This window comes from Lysobacter sp. A421 (assembly GCF_054052145.1).
The window spans coordinates 57,284-75,747 of sequence record NZ_JBSVRL010000001.1 but is presented as its reverse complement, the minus strand read 5'-3'; the positions used below and the strand labels follow the sequence as shown (position 1 = coordinate 75,747).

The 18,464-nt window shown below is 64.8% G+C and carries 15 protein-coding genes; 6 read left to right on the top strand and 9 right to left on the bottom strand.

The features are described from left to right. The first annotated feature begins 68 nt into the window (after nt 1-68). The 5 genes from ACW7G6_RS00380 to corA all read left to right on the top strand — a co-directional run bounded on the left by ACW7G6_RS00380 (nt 69) and on the right by corA (nt 4,744). Nucleotides 69-1,055, top strand: coding sequence for a PhoH family protein (locus tag ACW7G6_RS00380; protein WP_456997699.1), 987 nt, complete (start codon nt 69-71; stop codon nt 1,053-1,055). 19 nt (nt 1,056-1,074) lie between these two features. Further along, nucleotides 1,075-1,548, top strand: coding sequence for an rRNA maturation RNase YbeY (gene ybeY, locus ACW7G6_RS00375; RefSeq protein WP_456978920.1), 474 nt, complete (start codon nt 1,075-1,077; stop codon nt 1,546-1,548). A 75-nt stretch (nt 1,549-1,623) separates the two neighbouring features. Next, the gene (locus ACW7G6_RS00370; protein WP_456978919.1) at nt 1,624-2,511 is read left to right on the top strand and encodes an HlyC/CorC family transporter; all 888 of its coding nucleotides are present in this window, start codon (nt 1,624-1,626) and stop codon (nt 2,509-2,511) included. Further along, on the top strand, nt 2,477-3,688 hold the full coding sequence (locus tag ACW7G6_RS00365) for a lipoprotein N-acyltransferase Lnb domain-containing protein (protein ID WP_456997320.1): 1,212 nt from the start codon (nt 2,477-2,479) through the stop codon (nt 3,686-3,688). Before ACW7G6_RS00370 ends, ACW7G6_RS00365 begins: the two co-directional genes overlap by 35 nt. A 42-nt stretch (nt 3,689-3,730) precedes the next feature. Beyond that, the gene (corA, locus tag ACW7G6_RS00360) at nt 3,731-4,744 is read left to right on the top strand and encodes a magnesium/cobalt transporter CorA (protein ID WP_456997319.1); all 1,014 of its coding nucleotides are present in this window, start codon (nt 3,731-3,733) and stop codon (nt 4,742-4,744) included. An 18-nt stretch (nt 4,745-4,762) separates the two neighbouring features. On the opposite strand, the gene ACW7G6_RS00355 is transcribed toward corA, so the two are convergent. From ACW7G6_RS00355 to ssb, 7 genes are all read right to left on the bottom strand, one after another. Continuing rightward, entirely contained in the window at nt 4,763-6,010 is a 1,248-nt protein-coding gene (locus ACW7G6_RS00355) for a DUF819 family protein (protein WP_456979856.1), read from the bottom strand. A gap of 78 nt (nt 6,011-6,088) precedes the next feature. Further along, nucleotides 6,089-8,179 carry a prolyl oligopeptidase family serine peptidase gene (locus tag ACW7G6_RS00350; RefSeq protein ID WP_456997318.1) on the bottom strand — a complete coding sequence of 697 codons (2,091 nt, stop codon included), beginning with the start codon at nt 8,177-8,179 and terminating at the stop codon, nt 6,089-6,091. 64 nt (nt 8,180-8,243) lie between these two features. Next, a complete protein-coding gene (locus ACW7G6_RS00345) occupies nt 8,244-10,193 on the bottom strand; it encodes an OPT family oligopeptide transporter (RefSeq protein ID WP_456997317.1) in 1,950 nt (649 codons plus the stop codon). 148 nt (nt 10,194-10,341) lie between these two features. Next, nucleotides 10,342-12,360: an alpha/beta hydrolase family protein gene (locus ACW7G6_RS00340; RefSeq protein ID WP_456979855.1), complete on the bottom strand. Its 2,019-nt coding sequence runs from the start codon at nt 12,358-12,360 to the stop codon at nt 10,342-10,344. A gap of 69 nt (nt 12,361-12,429) precedes the next feature. Then, on the bottom strand, nt 12,430-13,329 hold the full coding sequence (gene rfbD / locus ACW7G6_RS00335; RefSeq protein WP_456978914.1) for a dTDP-4-dehydrorhamnose reductase: 900 nt from the start codon (nt 13,327-13,329) through the stop codon (nt 12,430-12,432). Nucleotides 13,330-13,333: 4 nt separating this feature from the next. Continuing rightward, complete coding sequence (gene rfbC / locus ACW7G6_RS00330; protein WP_456979854.1) at nt 13,334-13,897, bottom strand: dTDP-4-dehydrorhamnose 3,5-epimerase; 564 nt, start codon at nt 13,895-13,897, stop codon at nt 13,334-13,336. Between the two features lie 78 nt (nt 13,898-13,975). Further along, nucleotides 13,976-14,455 (bottom strand): single-stranded DNA-binding protein, encoded by a 480-nt coding sequence (gene ssb, locus ACW7G6_RS00325; RefSeq protein ID WP_456978913.1) that lies wholly within the window; start codon nt 14,453-14,455, stop codon nt 13,976-13,978. Between the two features lie 186 nt (nt 14,456-14,641). Between ssb and ACW7G6_RS00320 the strand changes: the two genes are divergently transcribed. Then, nucleotides 14,642-15,649: a polyprenyl synthetase family protein gene (locus ACW7G6_RS00320; RefSeq protein ID WP_456978912.1), complete on the top strand. Its 1,008-nt coding sequence runs from the start codon at nt 14,642-14,644 to the stop codon at nt 15,647-15,649. A 17-nt stretch (nt 15,650-15,666) separates the two neighbouring features. Here the strand turns inward: ACW7G6_RS00320 and murD are convergent, their stop codons facing one another. Beyond that, on the bottom strand, nt 15,667-17,088 hold the full coding sequence (gene murD, locus ACW7G6_RS00315) for a UDP-N-acetylmuramoyl-L-alanine--D-glutamate ligase (protein ID WP_456978911.1): 1,422 nt from the start codon (nt 17,086-17,088) through the stop codon (nt 15,667-15,669). Beyond that, nucleotides 17,069-18,448 (bottom strand): UDP-N-acetyl-alpha-D-muramoyl-L-alanyl-L-glutamate epimerase, encoded by a 1,380-nt coding sequence (murL, locus tag ACW7G6_RS00310; protein ID WP_456978910.1) that lies wholly within the window; start codon nt 18,446-18,448, stop codon nt 17,069-17,071. The genes murD and murL overlap by 20 nt, the downstream gene beginning before the upstream one ends. Between the last annotated feature and the right edge of the window lie 16 nt (nt 18,449-18,464).

Genomic DNA, 18,464 nt, shown 5'->3' with positions numbered 1-18,464 from the left:
AGTTCCGCCACTTTGCGAAAACCTGGCGCCGGGTGCAAGCTGACATGCCAATGGAAGACAGTTTGACGATGGCACCAAGCACGATTCACGAGTTCACGCTGGACCCGCCCGATGCCCAGCGCCTGGCCAACCTGACGGGCCCATTCGATGCCCATATGCGGATCATCGAGCTGCGTACCGGGGTTGAAATCTCCAACCGCGGCAACGTGTTCCGGTTGGCGGGCACCAAGATGATGATGCGCAAGGCCGAAAAGGTCCTGCGCGAACTATGGGAAGAAGCCGACGGCCCGGTCCTGGACGAGCATGCGATCCATCTTGCCCTGATCGGGCTGGACGTCGCCCATGCGGTGGAGCAGGACATCCAGCCGCAGGAAGTCGTGATCCGGGTCAAAAGCGGCACCATCCGTGGTCGCGGCGCCAACCAGGCCCGATACCTGCACGCCATCGCCACCAACGACATCAATTTCGGCATCGGCCCGGCCGGTACCGGCAAGACCTTCCTGGCCGTTGCCAGCGCGGTGGAGGCGCTCAACGAATCGCGGGTGCAGCGATTGGTGCTGGTTCGCCCGGCGGTGGAGGCCGGCGAGAAGCTCGGGTTCCTGCCCGGCGACCTGTCGCAGAAGGTCGACCCCTACCTGCGCCCGTTGTACGACGCGTTGTACGAGATGCTCGGGGTGGAGAAAGTACTCAAGCTGCTGGAGCGCAGCGTCATCGAGATCGCACCACTGGCCTACATGCGCGGACGCACCCTCAACGACGCCTACGTGATCCTCGATGAGGCGCAGAACACCACGATCGAGCAGATGAAGATGTTCCTGACCCGGATCGGCTACGGCAGCACCGCCGTGGTCACCGGCGACCTGACCCAGAACGACCTGCCCAAGCACCAGAAATCCGGCTTGCAGGATGCGCTGGACGTGCTACGCGAGGTCGAGGGCGTGTCCTTTACCTTCTTCGAATCCGGCGACGTCGTGCGTCACCCGCTGGTAGCCCGTATCGTCAACGCTTACGAGGCGCGCGATGCGAAGGACGCCCAGACCGGTCCGTCCAGCTGAACCACATGAGGCCCAACCCATGACCCTCGGTCCCACCGTACTCGACGTGTCAGTCAGCTACGGCCTGCCGCGCGCCGGCATCCCGGCCGCGGTCAGCTTCCGGCGCTGGGTCGCCGCCGCACTGGACGGCCGGATCCGCCAGGCCGACCTGGCGATCCGCCTGGTCGACGACAAGGAAGGCCGTGCGTTCAACCGCCACTATCGCGGCAAGGACTACGCCACCAACGTGCTGAGCTTTCCGGCGGATTTGCCCGAAGGAGTCACCCTGCCACTGCTGGGCGACTTGCTGATCTGCGTTCCGGTGGTCGCCAGGGAGGCACGCGAACAGGGCAAGCGGCTCAACGAGCACTATGCCCATTTGACCGTCCACGGCGCCCTGCACCTGCTGGGCTGGGACCACGAGGACGAGCGCGAAGCGGAATGCATGGAGCAACTGGAGCGCGAGATCCTCGCCACCCTTGGCATCTCCGACCCGTACCTGATCATCGATTGATGCCCAGCCACCCCCATTTGATGCGCTAAACTCACCCCGACGCCCATCCCCCGGGCGTATTCATGAAACTGATCAATGTCCGAGGACGATAGTAGTACCCCCACCCACCCATCCGCGCACGATGCGCCGGAGCGGAACGACAAACGCCGCTCCTGGTTTGACCGGATCAGCTCGGCGCTGTCGGGCGAGCCGACCTCCCGCGAGGACCTGGTGGAGCTGTTGCGCGATTGCCAGACCGACGGGCTGATCGAGTCCGACACGCTGACCATGATGGAAGGCGCGATAGCGATCTCGGATTTGAGCGTGGGCGATGTGATGGTCCCGCGCTCGCAGATGATCATGCTGCCGGCGAACGGGTCTTTCATGGACCTGATGAAGCAGGTGGTCGAGTCCGGTCATTCGCGCTTCCCGGTGCACGGCGAGGACAAGGACGAGATCATCGGCATCCTGCTCGCCAAGGACCTGCTGCTGGGAGTGGTCACCGATAACGGCCCGGCCACCATCCACCAGCTGATACGTCCGGCGGTGCTGATACCCGAGTCCAAGCGGCTGAACATCCTGCTGCGCGAGTTCCGCCAGTCGCGCAACCACATGGCGATCGTGATCGATGAGCACGGCGGCGTCGCCGGCCTGTTGACCATCGAGGACGTGCTGGAGCAGATCGTCGGCGAGATCGATGATGAGCACGACGAGGCCGAGGATCCGGACGCGTTGATTGCCGCTCAGGCCGATGGCCAGTACGTGGTCGACGCGCTGGCCCCGATCGAGGACTTCAACGAGCATTTCAATGCCGATTTCGACGATGACGAATACGACACCATCGGCGGCCTGGTGATCGCGGCGATCGGTCACTTGCCGGAAGCCGGTGAGGAGCTGATTCTCGGACGGTTCGTATTCCGGGTGTCCAGTGCGGATGCGCGGCGGGTGCATGCCTTCCATGTCGGCGTGCTCGGGGATGTTTGACCGGCGCGGAACGAGCCATGGCATCTTGATCCGCCTGTGCCTGTTGGCGCTGTTGTGGTCGTGCGCATTCGCCGCCACCGCCACACCGCGCATCGGCGTGATCACCATGCAGCCGGGCGAGATTTTCTTCGAGCGCTTCGGGCATAACGCCGTGCTGGTCGCCGACCCGGCCACCGGTACGGCGATTTCGTACAACTTCGGCTTCTTCGACCCGACCGAGGACGACTTCATCGCCCGCTTCGTGCGCGGCGACATGCGCTACCGCCTGGTGGCCCTGCCGCTGCAAGAGGACCTGGCCTACTACCGCCAGGTCGGGCGCGGGGTCAGCCTGCAATGGCTGGATCTGGACCCCGCGGCCGCTCAGGAGGTGGCGGACGCGCTTGAGCACAACGCACGTCCGGAGAATGCGGCCTACAGCTACGATTATTTCCTGGACAACTGCTCCACCCGGGTGCGCGACACACTCGACCAGGCGTTGGGCGGTGACCTGCGCCGCCAGATGGGCGGCTCGCGCGGCAGCACGTTCCGCAGCGAGGCGACCCGTCTGGCATCACCGGATTTCTGGATGTGGCTGGGCTTCGACGTTGGCCTGGGACCTGCGGCCGACCGGCCACTGGCGTTCTGGGCCGAGGCATTCATTCCGATGCGACTCGCCGACGCCTTGCGCGATGCCCGCAATGGTCATGACGAGCCCCTGGTCATCGAGGAGGTCGAGCTGCTGCCACACCGGCTTGCACCGGCGCCACGCGACCTGCTGCGGCCCTGGTGGCCGTGGTTGTTGGCCGGAATCGCGGCCGGTGCCGGGCTGGCCTGGCTCGGCCGCCATCGACCCCGCCTGATAGCCGGGATCGCACTGCCGTTCTGGACGGTGTCGGGACTGATAGGCGCCCTGCTTCTGTTTATCTGGTTCGGCACCGCGCACCAGTTCGGCTGGGCCAACCAGAACCTGCTGCTGGCCAGTCCGCTGGCGTGGTTGCTGCTCCCCGGCGGGTGGCGAATCGCCCGTGGCCGCAAGGGTGGACGCTGGTTTGGCTACGTGTTGACGGCGATGGTGGCGCTGGTGATGCTGGCATTGTTCAGCCATTGGATGCAGTTGCTCCCGCAGCGCAACCTGCATTGGATCCTGCTGCTGCTGCCGATCCATCTGGGCCTGCTGGGGGCGCTGAAGCGTCGTTGAGGTGCTTGCCGGCATCCCTGTTAACGGGTCAGGATGGCGCTGATGGAGACTTCAACCAGCCAGCCGCGTGATCCCAGCCTGCCGGCGAGCGTCGTCAACTGCGCCGCCTACGACCGCCACGGCACACGCCGCGACATCAGCCTGGATGCCATCAGTGACGTATTGGCGGTCGACGATGGCAGCTTTGTCTGGGTCGGCTTGTACGAGCCCGATGATGCGATCCTCGACAAGCTGGGCGAAGAGTTCGACCTGCACAGCCTGGCCGTTGAAGATGCGGCCAACGCCCACCAGCGACCGAAGCTGGAAGCCTACGACGACTCATTGTTCATAGCGTTGCACACGGCACAGACCGTCGACGGGCATATCCGCTTCGGCGAGACCCACCTGTTTGTCGGCCCGCGTTACCTGGTGAGCGTGCGCCACGGTGCATCCAGCAGCTATGCGGCCGCGCGGGCACGGATGGAGCGCGAACCGGAAATGCTCAAACACGGTCCGGCGGCTGCGCTGTATGCCGTGCTCGACATGGTGGTCGACCGTCTGGTGCCGATCGTCGACGAGTTCGGCAATGCCCTGAACGCATTGGAAAAAGACATCTTCGCCGACGAGTTCCACAAGCACACGGTCAGGAAACTGTACGACCTGAAACGTGAGCTGACCCGGTTGCGGCTGGCGGTAGCACCATTGCAGGACATCTTGGGACACCTGGCGCGTCCACGCGGTGAGCTTATCGATGAGGAGATGCAGCTGTACTTCCGCGATGTCCTGGACCATTCGGTCCGGATCAATGACCACACCGACACCCTGCGCGAGATGCTCACCGCCGCGGTCAATGTCAACCTGTCGTTGGTGACCGTGCGCCAGGGCGAAATGGTCAAGCGCCTGGGGGCCTGGGCCGCGCTGCTGGCCGCGCCAACCTTGATCACCGGCTGGTACGGGATGAACTTCGTCTCGATGCCCGAGTTCAATGCCCGCTGGGGCTATGCCGTGCTGATCGGCGTGGTAGCCGTGACGATGGGAGTGCTGTACTGGCGGTTCAAGCGCTCAGGCTGGTTGTGATGGGCTTGTTGTGACGAATCAACCGGCCATCAGCTGCAACCCGAGCCCGGTGATATACGCGCAGTACGTGCCCAGCGCATAGCCCAGTACCGCCAGCAATACCCCGACCGGTGCCAGCGACGGATGGAAGGCGCTGGCGACCACCGGCGCGGACGCGGCGCCACCGATATTGGCTTGCGAGCCGACCGCCAGGAAGAACAGCGGTGCCCGGATCAACTTCGCCACCACCAGCAGCAGCAACGCGTGGACGCTGATCCAGATCACGCCCAGCAACAGCAGCATCGGCCGTTCCGCCAATGACTTCAGGTCCATTTGCATGCCGATGGTGGCAATCAGCACGTACAACATCACCGAGCCGATGTTGGACGCGCCTGCGCCTTCCAGCCGGCGCGCGCGGGTGAAACTGAGCAACACCCCGAACGTGGTGGCCAACACCACGATCCAGAAGAACTTCGAATCCAGGCTGTAGTCCTGCAGCCGCCACTCCGCCGGCAGCGACTGCACCCAGGTGATCAACGGGTCGGCGAGGAAATGCGACAGCCCGGTCACCCCCAGCGCAACCGCCAGGATCAGCATGAAATCGGCCATGCTGGGGATGCGCGCGTGCTCGCTCTGGTAGCTCGCGATGTGCACCTTGAGCTCCTCGATCGCGGAGGTGTCTGCACCCGTCCAACGGTCGAATTTCTCGGCGCGCGGCGCGAGGAACAGCAGGATCGCCATCCAGAAATACGCCACGATCACGTCGATCGCAACGAACTGGCCAAACAGCGTCGCATCGACCTCGAATACTTCCTTCATCGCGGCCTGGTTGGCGCCACCGCCGATCCAGCTGCCGGCGATGGTGGTCAGGCCACGCCAGGTTTCGCCGGCCACGGCTTGGGGATAGATCCAGCCCATTGCCCAGAACGCCACGAACGCGCCCAGCATGACCCCCACGGTACCGGTGAAGAACATGATCAGCGCCTTCGGCCCCAACCGCATGACCGCGCCGATATCCATCGCCACGCAGAACAGCACCAGCGCACTGGGCAGCAGGTAGTCACGCGCCATCGGGTACAGCCCCGACGCGGGTCCATCGATCAGACCGACGCTGTTGTAGATCGCCGGCACCAGGTAGCAGATCAGCAGCGCCGGTATGACGCCGTAGAACTTCTGCCAGAACCCGGTGGGCCGCGACGCGGTCCAGAACACGGCGCCAAGGGTAATCGCGAGCAATCCGAGGATCGCCGCATCACCGGTGATGACGGCGGTGGGGGGTGCAGCAATCATGCAGACTCCGGTATGGAAGCAAGGCGAGGACCGGCCCGCTGCATTGGCGCGGGCCGGCTCAGGTCGATGGACGGACTATTGGCCCAGGTGCTGCTCGAGCCAGCCGTTGACGGTGTCGTGCCACTGCACCGAATTGTGCGGCTTCAACACCCAGTGATTCTCATCGGGGAAGTACAGGAACTTCGACTCGATCCCCTGTCGCTGCAGCGCAGTGAACGCTCCCAGGCCCTGGCTGACGGGAATCCGGAAGTCCTGCTGGCCGTGGACGACAAGCATCGGCACGCGCCAGTCGGCGACATGGCGACTGGGGTTGAAGGTCTCGTAATCGGCGTCCTTGTCCCACGGGCTGCCGCCGTTTTCCCACTCGGTGAACCACAGCTCCTCGGTAACGAAACCCATCATGCGGGTATCGAATACACCGTCGTGATTGACCAGGCACTTCCACGCGCCGGACGACGGCGTGTGCCAGTTACCGGCGATCCAGTTGACCATGTAGCCGCCATAACTGGCGCCCAGTGCGCAGGCGTTGTCGCCGTCGAGGAACGCATACTTCTCCTGCGCGGCTTTCCAGCCCTTCTGCAGGTCCTCCAGCGGGCGATCGCCCCAGTGCTGGCTGATGGCATCGGTAAACGCCTGGCCATAGCCGACCGAGCCGTGGAAGTCGATCATCACCACCGCATAGCCTTGGCCGGCGTAGGTCTGCGGGTTCCAGCGGGTGCTCCAGCCATTGCCGAAGCTGCCTTGCGGGCCACCGTGGATCAAAAAAGCGACCGGGTACTGCTGGCCTTCCTGGTAGTTCCAGGGCTTGAGCACATAGCCGTGAACGGTGTCGTTGTTCCAGCCAGTGAAGGTGAACTGCTCGAACTCGCCGAAGGTCACCTCAGGCAGCATCTGGCCGGCGCTGGGGGTGATCGCGCGTTCTGCCGCGCCGTTGATGCCGCCGACGAAAACCTGGGCGCCACTGTCCAGGCTGGCCCGGGTAAATGCCAACGTGCCGCCGGCCAACTGCACCGAACCGATGCTGCCGTCGCCGGCGATCGGCGTGACGCCGCCGCTGTCGACGTGGACGGCAAACAATGGATGCTCGCCGGTGTCCTGAGCGGTCACGTAGAGGGTCTTTCCGTCTGCGGACACCGCGATGCTGTCGGCGGAGCGATCCCACTGCGGTGCGATCTCCCGGCGCGCGTTGGTAACCAGGTTCAGCTCCATCAGCCGGTAACGGTCTGCTTCGAAACCCGGACGCGTCATGGCCCGGTAAAACAAGCTGCGACCGTCGGCGCTGAATACCGCACCGGTGTCCGTGGCAAGGTTGTCAGCCGTCAGGTTCTTCGAAGCACCGCGACCATCGGCGCTGACCTGGTACAGATCGAAATTGGTCGACCATGGCTCGCTGCGGTCGCTTTTGCGGGCGCTCATCACCAACCACTCGCCGTCCGGCGACCAGGTGTAGTCGCTGCTGTCGCCAAACGGTCGCGCCGGGACGTCGCCAATGACATCGGTGGCAACCGCCGTAGCGGCGGTCGTCAATGCCTTGTCATCCGGCAGTGTCGCTACGAACACGCGATTCAGGCGGCCATCGCTCCAAGCATCCCAATGACGGACGAACATGTGGTCGTAGACCACCCCGGTTTCAGGGCTGGCTTCGCGTTCTTCCAGGCGCTGCTTGCTGCAGGCAAGGTCGCTGCCGCAGTCAACGAAAGCCTCGACGTTGAACGCCACTTGCTGCCCATCGGGCGACAACTGGTAGCCGCCGACATCCAGGGCGAAGTCGGTCAATTGCCGGGCTTTGCCGCCCTCGGTCGGGACCGCATACAGCTGCGAGCTGCCCGATTGGCTGCTCAGGAAATACACGCGCTTGCCATCGGGTGAGAACGCGGGGGAATTGACGCTCCAACCTTCCGGGGTCAGCCGCACCGGCGGCGCCGAGTCGCGGGTGACCAGGTTCTCGATCCACAGCGAGGACGACGCCTTGTTGGCGTCGTAGTCGGTCACGGCCTTGGCAAATACCACCAGCCGACCATCGGGAGATACCACCGGTGAGGAAAAGCGGTCCAGCGTCGCCAGGTCGATCGGCTGCAGGCCACGAGTCTCCGCATGGACAGGTTGACCGATCGTGGGCAGCGCAACAGCGATCAGCAATGGCAGCACGGCATGGCTCAAACGCATGAACAGTTCCCCTTTTTTTTCAGATCCCGATGGTAGGCCCGGCGGCGCAACCGCCGCAACCGCATCAATTGGTGACCGAAGGATCGGCTTTGGCCCCGGCGCGATAAAGCAGCCAACCCACCAACGCCAGGACCGCCAGACCCACCCATTGACCGAAGTTCAGCGCATCCGGCAGGGCCAGCACGTCGGCGCGTCCCGACACCACGATGGGGATCGCAATGGCAATGCCCATCAACGCCTCACCGGTAATCAGCCCGGCCGAGAACAACACGCCGGGCCGGTGGATGCGGTCCTTGCCGTCCTCATCGTCGGCGGCCAACTTGTGCTTGCGCTCCACGAAGTGCGCCAACAGGCCACCCAGGAAGATCGGAACCATCAGTTCCAGTGGCAGGTAGATACCGATCGCGGCAGCCAGCACCGGCACCCGGAACTTCGAGCCGCGTTTCTTCAGCCACTCGTCAAGCGCGATGACCAGCGCGCCAATCGCCGCGCCCAGGCCAATCATGAACCACGGCAGCTTGCCGCCGAACATGCCCTTGGCCACCGATGCCATCAGCATTGCCTGTGGCGCCGGCAGCGGGTTGGGATGCGCGTCGGTCGGCGTGCCGATGCCGTAGGCGGCCGAGAGCAGGTTCAGCACCGGCGCCATGATCAACGCGCAGGAAAACGCGCCAATGGCCAGCATCAGCTGCTGCTTCCACGGCGTCGCGCCGACCAGGTAGCCGGCCTTGAGGTCCTGCAGGTTATCGCCGCCTACTGCCGCAGCGCAGCACACCACTGCACCGATCATGATCGCGGCGACCGCGCCGATCGGCGAGTCGCGCCCAAGCATGAACACCAGCACCAGTGAGGCGAAAAGTATGGTGGCGATGGTGATGCCCGAGACCGGGTTGTTGGACGAGCCCACCAGTCCAGCCAGGTACGCCGACACCGAGACGAACAGGAAACCGGCGACGATCATGATGATGGTCATCGGAATGCTGACCAGCCATTGCCCGACGATCGCCTGGTAGAGCGCGCCCAACGGGATCACGAACACCACCAACGCAACCAGCATCCACTTCATCGGCAGGTCGCGCTCGGTCTCTGCCACCACCTCGCCGCTGCCCTTGCGTGCGGCCGCGATACCACTCTTGATCCCCGATACCAGCGACTTGCGCAGCGAGAACAGGGTCCATATCCCGCCAATCAGCATCGCGCCGACGCCGAGATAGCGGATTTTTGCGTTCCAGATCGTGAACGCCGCGTCGGCCGCGCCCTGGCCGGCCAGCTCGGCGGCCAGCACCGGATCGGTGCTGGCGAAGAAGGCGTAATACAGCGGAATCGCGATATGCCACGACAACACCGCACCCGACACCACCACGATGCCGACGTTCAGGCCCACGATGTAGCCCACACCCAGCAATGCCGGCGACAAGCCGGTACCCAGGTAGGCCAGGACCTTGCCGTTGCCCAGCAGCCCCGCCTGCACCCAGGCGTCCGGAATGACCCGCAGGCCGCTGCTCGCGGCCAGCTTGACCACCGCCCCCACCACCCCGGACAAGGCCAGGATCTTCAACCCGGGACCCGGGCTGTCACCGGCCTTGAGGACTTCCGCAGCCGCCTTGCCCTCGGGGAACGGCAACGGATCCTCAACGATCATCGACCGTCGCAGCGGCACCGAGAACAAGACGCCCAGCAATCCACCCAGGCCGGCAATCGCCAATACCCAGGAATAACGGAAGTCGTCCCAGTAGCCCAGGATGATCAACGCCGGAATGGTGAAGATCACGCCGGCCGCGATCGACGAGCCGGCCGAGGCACCGGTCTGGACGATGTTGTTTTCCAGGATGCTGCCGCCGCCGAGCAGACGCAGCACACCCATCGAGACCACAGCGGCCGGAATCGCGGTAGCAATGGTCAGGCCGGCAAACAGTCCCAGGTAGGCATTGGCCGCAGCCAGCACCACCGCCAGGATAATCGCCAGTACGACGGCGCGGAAGGTCAGTTGCGGTGGTGATGCCGTGGTACTCATCGAATGCTCCTTTGCTACGTCGACCCGACCGGTGCAGGAAAACGCCGGCCTGCAAAAACACAAGCTGCCGAGAATAGCCGAGAACCCGCAGCCAGCACGCGTGCCGATCGTCAGCCGACGGTCGGCACCAGACTCCAGCGGATCCCGGCTATTCGGCCTCCCCGGCTCCGGCCCCCTTACCGGTGCCGCCACCCAGGCTCCGCGACAGGAAGGCCAATAGCCGGACGTAGTACTCCCGGCGGTGCGACTGGAGATAAAACCCATGACCCTCGGTGTCGTAGTAGAGGGTTTCCACCGGCACCCCGGCCCTGCGCAGCACGCGTTCCATCATCTTGCTGTGCGCGATAGGGGCACGCTCGTCTTCGCCGCCGGCGGCCAGGAAAACCGGCACCTTGATCCGGTCGGCCAGATTGTTGGGAGAGACGGCGGCAAGCTGGCCGCGATCACCGATCCACTCACGCAGGTAGGTCTCGCCTGAGCCGCGCTGCTGGATATCGCCGTGGGTGTGCATCGTCGGCAGGTCGTAAACGCCGACGTAGCCCGCAGCGCATTGGTACAACGATGGCTCCCGGGCGACTCCCATCAACGCGGCATAAGCACCGTAACTGGCCCCATAGATGCAGATCCGCCGCGGGTCCGCGATGCCCTGGTCGATTGCCCAGCGGGTCGCATCGGTGAGGTCGTCCTGCATTGCCTTGCCCCACTGTTGCGCGCCAGCTGCGGTAAAACTCTTGCCGTAGCCGCCCGAGCCGCGGAAGTTCAGCCGCAGCACCGCATAGCCGGCGTCGGCCAGCAATTGCACCTCGCTGTCAAAGCCCCAGGTGTCGCGGATGCCAAAAGGACCGCCATGCGGCAATACCACCATCGGTTCCGATTTGCCGTCCGACCCGTTGGGCAGCGTCAGGTAACCGTGCAACGGCAGGCCATCGCGGGCGTTCAATTCAATCGTCCGGGTCACTGCCATCTGGCTGGGATCGAACCAGTCAGCCCGGCTCAACAGCAACTCCGCGCTCTTGGCCTGCTTGTCGAACAGGTAAAAGTCGCCGGGATTGCGGTCACTCCAGGTCTCCACCAAGGCGATCTTGCCGTCCGCGGTCTGGGAGTTGATCAACACCGGCTGGTTACCGAAGGCAGCCTCCAGGCTGCGATACAACCTTGCCTCGTCCGAGTCCTCGTCGAAAAATGCAGTACGCGGCTTGCCGTCGTCCAGCAACACGCCCACCGGGACCGCACTGCCATTGCGATAGATGACCTGGGCCGGGTCGACGTTGTCGTCGCGTTGGACCAGCTTCCGGGTCTGTCCGGCGATGTCGAACGCGATGATCGCGTTGGGACCGCTGGTTTGCTCGGCTTCCAGATAGGCGATCTGGTCGTTGGCATCAAAACCGATCGGCCACTGGCTCAACCCGGTTTTATTTTCATCGTTGAGCAGCTGCCAATCCGCACCATTACCGGCGCGGTAATACAGGCGTTCGCGGTTGTCGGTGTTCATCCCGACGGCAAACCGGACAACGCCCTGGTTGTCGGCAACGAACCGCGCGTTGCGCACCGGCGCACTGGCGACCTGCACGCGGCGACCGCTGTAGACGTCCAGCAGCTCGGCGCGGGTGTACGGGTCACTGTTGAATGGACTGACCGAAATGATCACTTTCCGATCATCATTGGGCAAGTCATCGACCAGGAACGCAGCGACGCGTTCGGCTTTTTTCGACTGGATCCGGGTGCCCGGCCCCGCACCCTGGACGCGCTGACCCACCAGGAATTCGACCTGGCTGCCATCGGCATTGATGGCATACAACTCACCGGTAGCCTGGGGCTGGTCGAGCGCACCCAACTTCTCGGCCATGCTGATCAGTACCCGCTCGGGGTTGACCCAGGCGAAGCTGGCAACGTGCGTGTTTGCCCCCAACACGAACGTCGCGCCGATCGAGTGGTCGCTGCGTCGCGTAATCACCAGTGCCGTGCGCTCGCCATCATCCAGGGGCACGGTAGCGGCATAGTAATCCCCGCGCGGCGAGATCTTGATCGCGTTGAAACTGTCGGTCCTGACAAAGCGCCCGACATCAACGGTTGTGGTGGTAGTGCTTCCCGTAGCGGTAGTGCCCCCATCGGCCGCCAAGGCGGCCGTCGAGAACAGCGCGGCCGCCAACAGCGCAGTACTGACCATGACTTTCAATATAGATCTCCCCTGGCTAGCGCCCCTGCAGGCAAGACTACTGCACCAACGCTGTCCGCTCTAGTCGCGCGAAACGGGGCCCAACGTGGTGGCGAGCGCTTGCCGCCAGTCCGGAAGTTCGACCCCGTACTCGTCCAGCAGACGGCGGGTATCGAGCACCGACCACGACGGACGGGCCGCGCGCGTGGGGAACTCGGCGGTGGTGATCGGTAGCACCCGTGGGCCCTGATCGATCATCCCGCGATCAGCCGCCCCGGCAAAGATCGCCTCGGCAAAACCGTGCCAACTGGTTTGACCGGCACTGACCAGATGACGCACGCCTGACTCGGCGAGCCCCTGCTCCAGCACGGCCGCGGTAACGTCGGCAATCAGCCAGGCCGGCGTTGGTGAGCCGATCTGGTCGGCAACCACGCGCAACTCATCGCGCTCGGCACCCAGGCGCAACATCGTGCGCAGGAAATTGGCGCCATGCAGGCCGTAGACCCATGCGGTGCGCAGGATCAGATGACGGGCGTGGGTGGCGGCAATCGCCTGCTCGCCAGCAAGCTTGCTGGCGCCATAAACGCCCAGCGGCGAGGTCGGGTCATCCTCGCGGTATGGGCGTTTTGCGTTGCCATCGAACACATAGTCGGTCGAATAGTGGATCAGGCTGGCGCCAGCCTGCTCGCAGGCCGCGGCCATGCGCCCGGGAGCTTCGGCGTTGATACGGAACGCCAGGTCCGGCTCGTCCTCGGCGCGGTCCACGGCGGTGTAAGCCGTTGCGTTGACCACGGCCTCGGGCGCATGGCGCTGGATCAACCGGTCGATCGCTTCCGGGTCGGACAGGTCCAGCGTCTCGCACCGGCCGCCCTCGGACAGGCGGCCATCGCGGGTACTCACCACCAGCTCTCCCAGTGGCGCCAGGCTGCGACGCAACTCATGGCCGACCTGGCCGTTACCGCCCATCAACAGGATCTTCAACGGCTCACTCCGGTGGATCAAACGTCGGCAGGCAATCGTCGGCAATGTCGTCCAGCAGCGGCGCTTTCATGTCCTTTGCCGACAGCACCGGTACGCTGACCGGCCAATCAATCGCCAACCGCGAGTCATCCCAGCGCAAGCTGCGATCGGCCTGGGCGTCGTAGGTCGCGGTACATAGATAGGTGAACACCGCCCGCTCGCTCAGTGTCACGAAACCATGGGCAAAGCCTTCGGGAATCCAGAGCTGGCGTTTGTTATGCGCGCTCAGCACCACGGCGGTCCAACGACCGAAATGTGGCGAGCCACGACGGATGTCGATCGCGACGTCCCAGACCTCCCCTTCCAGCACGGAGAGGTACTTGCCTTGCGGATTGGGCCACTGGTAATGCAGGCCGCGTAATACACCGCTGGTGGAACATGAAACGTTGCCCTGCACGAACGCCGGCTGCAGCCCGTGCTCGCGCATTCTGTCGTGGTTGAACGACTCGTAGAAAAAGCCACGCTCGTCATTGAGCACCCGCGGCTCGATGACCACGCACCCGGGCAGGTCGGTCTGGATCAACTTCAATGGCAAGCCTTTCAGCGGTGACGGTCGAGACCGGTACCGGGCAGACACCTACCCGGTCATGGACGGCAGGGCAGGTTCCTAGAACGGGATGTCGTCATCGGCGAAGTCCGCGCCAAAATCGTTCGACTTGGCCGGCGCAGCCTCGCGACGCGGCGCTTCCGAACTTGCCGCCGGTCGGGACGGACGCTCGCTGCGGTCGCCACCGCCACCACCGCCGCCTTCACCACGGCCACCGAGCATCTGCATCTCGTCGGCAACGATCTCGGTGAAGTACTTTTCCACTCCGTCCTGGCCGGTGTACTTGTCGTAACGGATGGAGCCTTCGATATAGACCTGGCTGCCCTTGCGCAGGTACTCGCCGGCGATCTCGCCGAGCTTGCCGAAGAAGGTCACCCGGTGCCAATCGGTGCGCTCGATCTGCTGGCCGTCCTTGTCCTTGCGGGAGCTGCTGGTGGCCAGGCTGATCTTGGTGATCGCCATGCCGCCTTGGGTGTACTTGGTCTCTGGGTCGTTGCCCAGGTTGCCGACCAGAATCGCCTTGTTGATACCACGTGCCATGGGTGCGGTCCTTTTGGGTCGCCGCGGGCGGCGACGGGCAGTCCAGTATACCGATCCAACCGCAGACCGCAGTCGGCAAACCCCGGGCCGCGAGGTAGGATTTGTGCGGCGGGTTCGCCAATCGCGACCCGGCCAATGCCGTGCTGGACCGCCTATAATTGCCGGTCCAGCGTTTCCGGTTCCGCCATGCACGCCGCCAGCAAATCCGTCATTCCCGGCCTTCCCGCCATCCAGGCCCTCGCCCACGCGGACATGGCCGCCGTCGATGCGCTGATCCGGCGGCGGTTGGCCTCGGACGTGGTGCTGATCAACCAGGTCGCCGAGTACATCATCGGCGCCGGTGGCAAGCGGCTGCGACCGATGCTGCTGCTGCTGGCCGCCGGCGCGCTCACCCCATCGGGCAAGGGTATCGGCGCCGAGGTCCACCAATTGGCTGCGGTGGTTGAATTCATCCACACCTCCACCCTGCTGCACGACGACGTGGTCGACGAGTCCGACCTGCGCCGTGGACGCCGTACCGCCAACGCGGTGTGGGGCAACGCGGCCAGCGTGCTGGTCGGCGACTTCCTGTATTCGCGCAGTTTTCAGTTGATGGTCGAGCTGGACAGCATGCCGGTGCAGCGAATCCTGGCCGACACCACCAACCTGATCGCCGAGGGCGAGGTCCTGCAGCTGTTGCACGTGCGCAACCCGGACACCGACGAAGCCGCGTACCTGCGCGTGATCGAACGCAAGACCGCGGTACTGTTCGCGGCCGCGACACGCCTGGGCGCGCTGCTGGCCGGCGCCGACGAAGCCACCCAGCAGCGCTTGCACGATTGCGGGCTCAACCTGGGCTACGCCTTCCAGATCGCCGACGACGTGCTCGACTACTCGTCCGATGCCCAGACCCTGGGCAAGAACCTCGGCGACGACCTCGCCGAGGGCAAGGCGACGCTACCGCTGATCCATGCAATCAGGCACGCCGATGCCGACACCGCCGTCAAGTTGCGAGCGGCCATCGAGCATGGCGATGCCGATTCATTGCCCGGAGTGCTGGCGGCGATCCACGCCACCGGCGGCCTGGAATACAGCCGCGAGCGTGCGCGCGATTACGCCAAACTCGCCGCGCAGGCGTTGGACGGGTTGGAAGAGAACAGCCACGTGGGCGCGCTGCGTGGTTTGATCGACTATGCGGTCAACCGCGACCACTGAAGGTGCCGCAAAACACGTCAACTCACGCCGAGTCCGGGGATGGTGCTGATCGCGTTGGGGTCGAAACCTGTCAGGGAGGCGAAATGGCGGCCGCGGGCAACGTAGTCGCGGTAGGGACCGAAGCTGGGGGCGCCGGGGGAAAGCAGGACAACGCCCTCGCCGCCAAGCGCGTGCTCGGCCTGCCGGACCGCTTCGGCCAGATCGGTGGCGGCGACTAGCTGGAAGCGGCCGCGCGCAGCCAGCGGCGCAAGCAGCTCGTGGATCCGTGGACCGTTGGCGCCCATGGTGACAACCGCAGCCGGGGCATGATCCGCCATCGCCGCGGCAAAGCCGGACCAGTCGACACCGCGGTCATGGCCACCGACCAGGATCGCAACCCGGCGGGCGCCGAAACACTCCAGCGCAGCCAGGCTGGCATGCGGGGTGGTGCTGATCGAATCATTGACGTAACTGACCGCGTCCCGGGTGCCGAGCATCTGCAAACGGTGCGGTAACGGCACAAATTCCATCGCGCGGCTGGCCAGCGCCACCGCATCCAGTCCGAGCACCTCCAGCACGGTCAGCACCGCGCACAGGTTGCCGCGATTGTGGCGACCCGGAAGTGGCAGCGCGGCGGTATCCATGACCCTATGATCGCCGCGATACAACGCGTCCTCGCGCAGGTGCCAGCCATCATCGCCTCCGAACCAATGCACGTCGCACCCGGGCAGTGACAGCGCCGCCAGGGTGGGGTCATTGGCATTGAGCACCGCGACCGGCGGCCGCGCGCCGGTCAGCAGCCGCAGCTTGTCCTCGATATAGCGCGCCTGCGATCCGTGCCAATCCAGGTGCTCGGGGAACAGGTTGAGAACCACGGCGACCTGCGGCCGGGCGCCGCTATCGGCCACGTCGCCGGTCTGGTAGCTCGACAGCTCGATCGCCCAGTAGTCCGGTGACGGTTGATCGAGCGACGCCTGCGGCCAGTCAGACAACTCCAGCAGCGGCAGGCCGATATTGCCGGCCAGCGCGGTGCGATGACCGGCGGCACGCAACAGGTGGGCGAGCAGCGCGGTGGTGGTGCTCTTGCCCTTGGTGCCGGTCACGCAGACGGCGTTATCCACGATACCGGCGGGGCCGGCATGTTCGGCAAACCACAGTGCCGTGCCACCGATGAAGCGGGTGCCCTGCCCGGCGGCGGCAATCGCCTCGGCGCGGTAGGGGCTGATGCCGGGCGACTTGACCACGACATCGAAGCTGGACAAGCGCCCGGCGCTGGCATCGGTTTCCACCGCCAGCCGGGCATCTCCCACGGACGCTGCGTCGGCAGCTTCATCATCCTGACAAAGCAGCGTCAGCGGCAATTCCGGCAATCGCGAGCGGATCGCACTGTAAGCGGCGCGGCCTTCACGGCCCCAGCCCCACAACGCAACGCGCTGGCCATCAAGTTGCGAGATGCGCACGCAATCGTTCCCACAGTCGCGGCGGAATCCGCTGCTCGTCGTCGGGCACCAACAGCGGCTGGATCGACAATCCTTCCGGGTCGAGTTGCGGCAGTATTTCGCGGGCGAAACGTTTGACCAGCGCATCCTCGCGCCACTCGGGACGCTCGGCCAGCGCGGCCATCGCTGCGCGCGACTCGCGGCCTTCACCGACACACTCGAACGGCTTGTGGTCGCGGTACTCCAGCAAGGCGTCGTAACCGGCGGCCTGGGCGCTGTCATCCAGCAGATTGCGGCCAAGGATGCCGACCAGCCGCGGCTTGCTCATGAATGGCGCCAGCGCGAGGAACACGAAATGGCACTTCGGGCAGACCCCGCACCAGCGGTTGGTCGGGCGCTCGCCAAGAATATGGAAGTTGCGGTTGCAACTGGAAAAATGCGCGTCGTAGTGATCGGTGCGGGTGAACTGGCGCGCAACCGCCAGCTCGCTCAACGGGCGCAGCAGCGAGTAATAGTGCAGATCGGCGGCAACGTGCTTCTCGACGTAGTCGCCAAACGCCGACTCGAACGCCCAGCCCTTCGACCACTGGTGGTTGACCTCGGTGGTGACCGTGCCGTCATCGGTAGTGATCAACGAGCCGTAGCTGGCCGAACGCTCGTTGGAGAACACCACCTGCCCGGCCGCCTGCAACAGCGCAGCCAGCACCAGGATCGCGGAGTTCACCGCCGTCACCGGAATGTGGCCGTTCCAGGCGCCCTCGCGGTTGTAATCGAACAATTGCGAGGCCAGCGCGCGACCGACGTTCAGTGTCGGCAAGCCGGTACGTTCCGCGCAGGCCTTGATCAGCTGCGAGCCGCCAATCCAGCTGACCGTCTGCTCGACCCCGAGCGCGCGCAACGCCTCGATGCTGACCAGCGAGTCCTTGCCGCCGCCAATGGCAACCAGCGCGTGCTCGCCCAGACCCACCGCGGGAGCGAGGCCGGAAGCGGGCTGCTTCCCGCTCGGGAAGCGGATCCGGCCATGCAGGTCCAGGCCATTGCGATACGCAAACTCACCCAGGCCATTGAGATAGATGGTCTCCAGCAAGGCCGCGGTGTCGCTGTCAATGGCGTACGAGTCGATCCGAATCTGCTCCGGCACCGCCGCCTTGTAATAGCTCACCCCGGCGATCAGGTGCAGCAGTTGCAGCGCCTTCTCCACCGCGGCGGCACGCGCGTCGTCCAGGACGAATGGCGCACCCGGCACGGTGATCGTCTCCACCAGTTCCGGACCGTCGTCAAACGCATAGACCAGCTGCGCCACCCCATTGGCGGGGTCGAAACTGCAGCGGACGAAACGGAACGCGTCGATCGCGTCACGCTGGAACTTCCAGTTACTCATTGCCTGTTACTCATGC

Coding starts and splice junctions, on each gene's coding strand:
- ybeY (WP_456978920.1), top strand. CDS start 1,075: ATGACCCTCGGTCCCACCGTACTCGACGTGTCAGTCAGCTACGGCCTG.
- ACW7G6_RS00345 (WP_456997317.1), bottom strand. CDS start 10,193: ATGAGTACCACGGCATCACCACCGCAACTGACCTTCCGCGCCGTCGTA.
- ACW7G6_RS00380 (WP_456997699.1), top strand. CDS start 69: ATGGCACCAAGCACGATTCACGAGTTCACGCTGGACCCGCCCGATGCC.
- ACW7G6_RS00365 (WP_456997320.1), top strand. CDS start 2,477: ATGCCTTCCATGTCGGCGTGCTCGGGGATGTTTGACCGGCGCGGAACG.
- ACW7G6_RS00320 (WP_456978912.1), top strand. CDS start 14,642: ATGCACGCCGCCAGCAAATCCGTCATTCCCGGCCTTCCCGCCATCCAG.
- corA (WP_456997319.1), top strand. CDS start 3,731: ATGGAGACTTCAACCAGCCAGCCGCGTGATCCCAGCCTGCCGGCGAGC.
- murL (WP_456978910.1), bottom strand. CDS start 18,448: ATGAGTAACTGGAAGTTCCAGCGTGACGCGATCGACGCGTTCCGTTTC.
- ACW7G6_RS00370 (WP_456978919.1), top strand. CDS start 1,624: ATGTCCGAGGACGATAGTAGTACCCCCACCCACCCATCCGCGCACGAT.
- ACW7G6_RS00350 (WP_456997318.1), bottom strand. CDS start 8,179: ATGCGTTTGAGCCATGCCGTGCTGCCATTGCTGATCGCTGTTGCGCTG.
- ACW7G6_RS00340 (WP_456979855.1), bottom strand. CDS start 12,360: ATGGTCAGTACTGCGCTGTTGGCGGCCGCGCTGTTCTCGACGGCCGCC.
- ssb (WP_456978913.1), bottom strand. CDS start 14,455: ATGGCACGTGGTATCAACAAGGCGATTCTGGTCGGCAACCTGGGCAAC.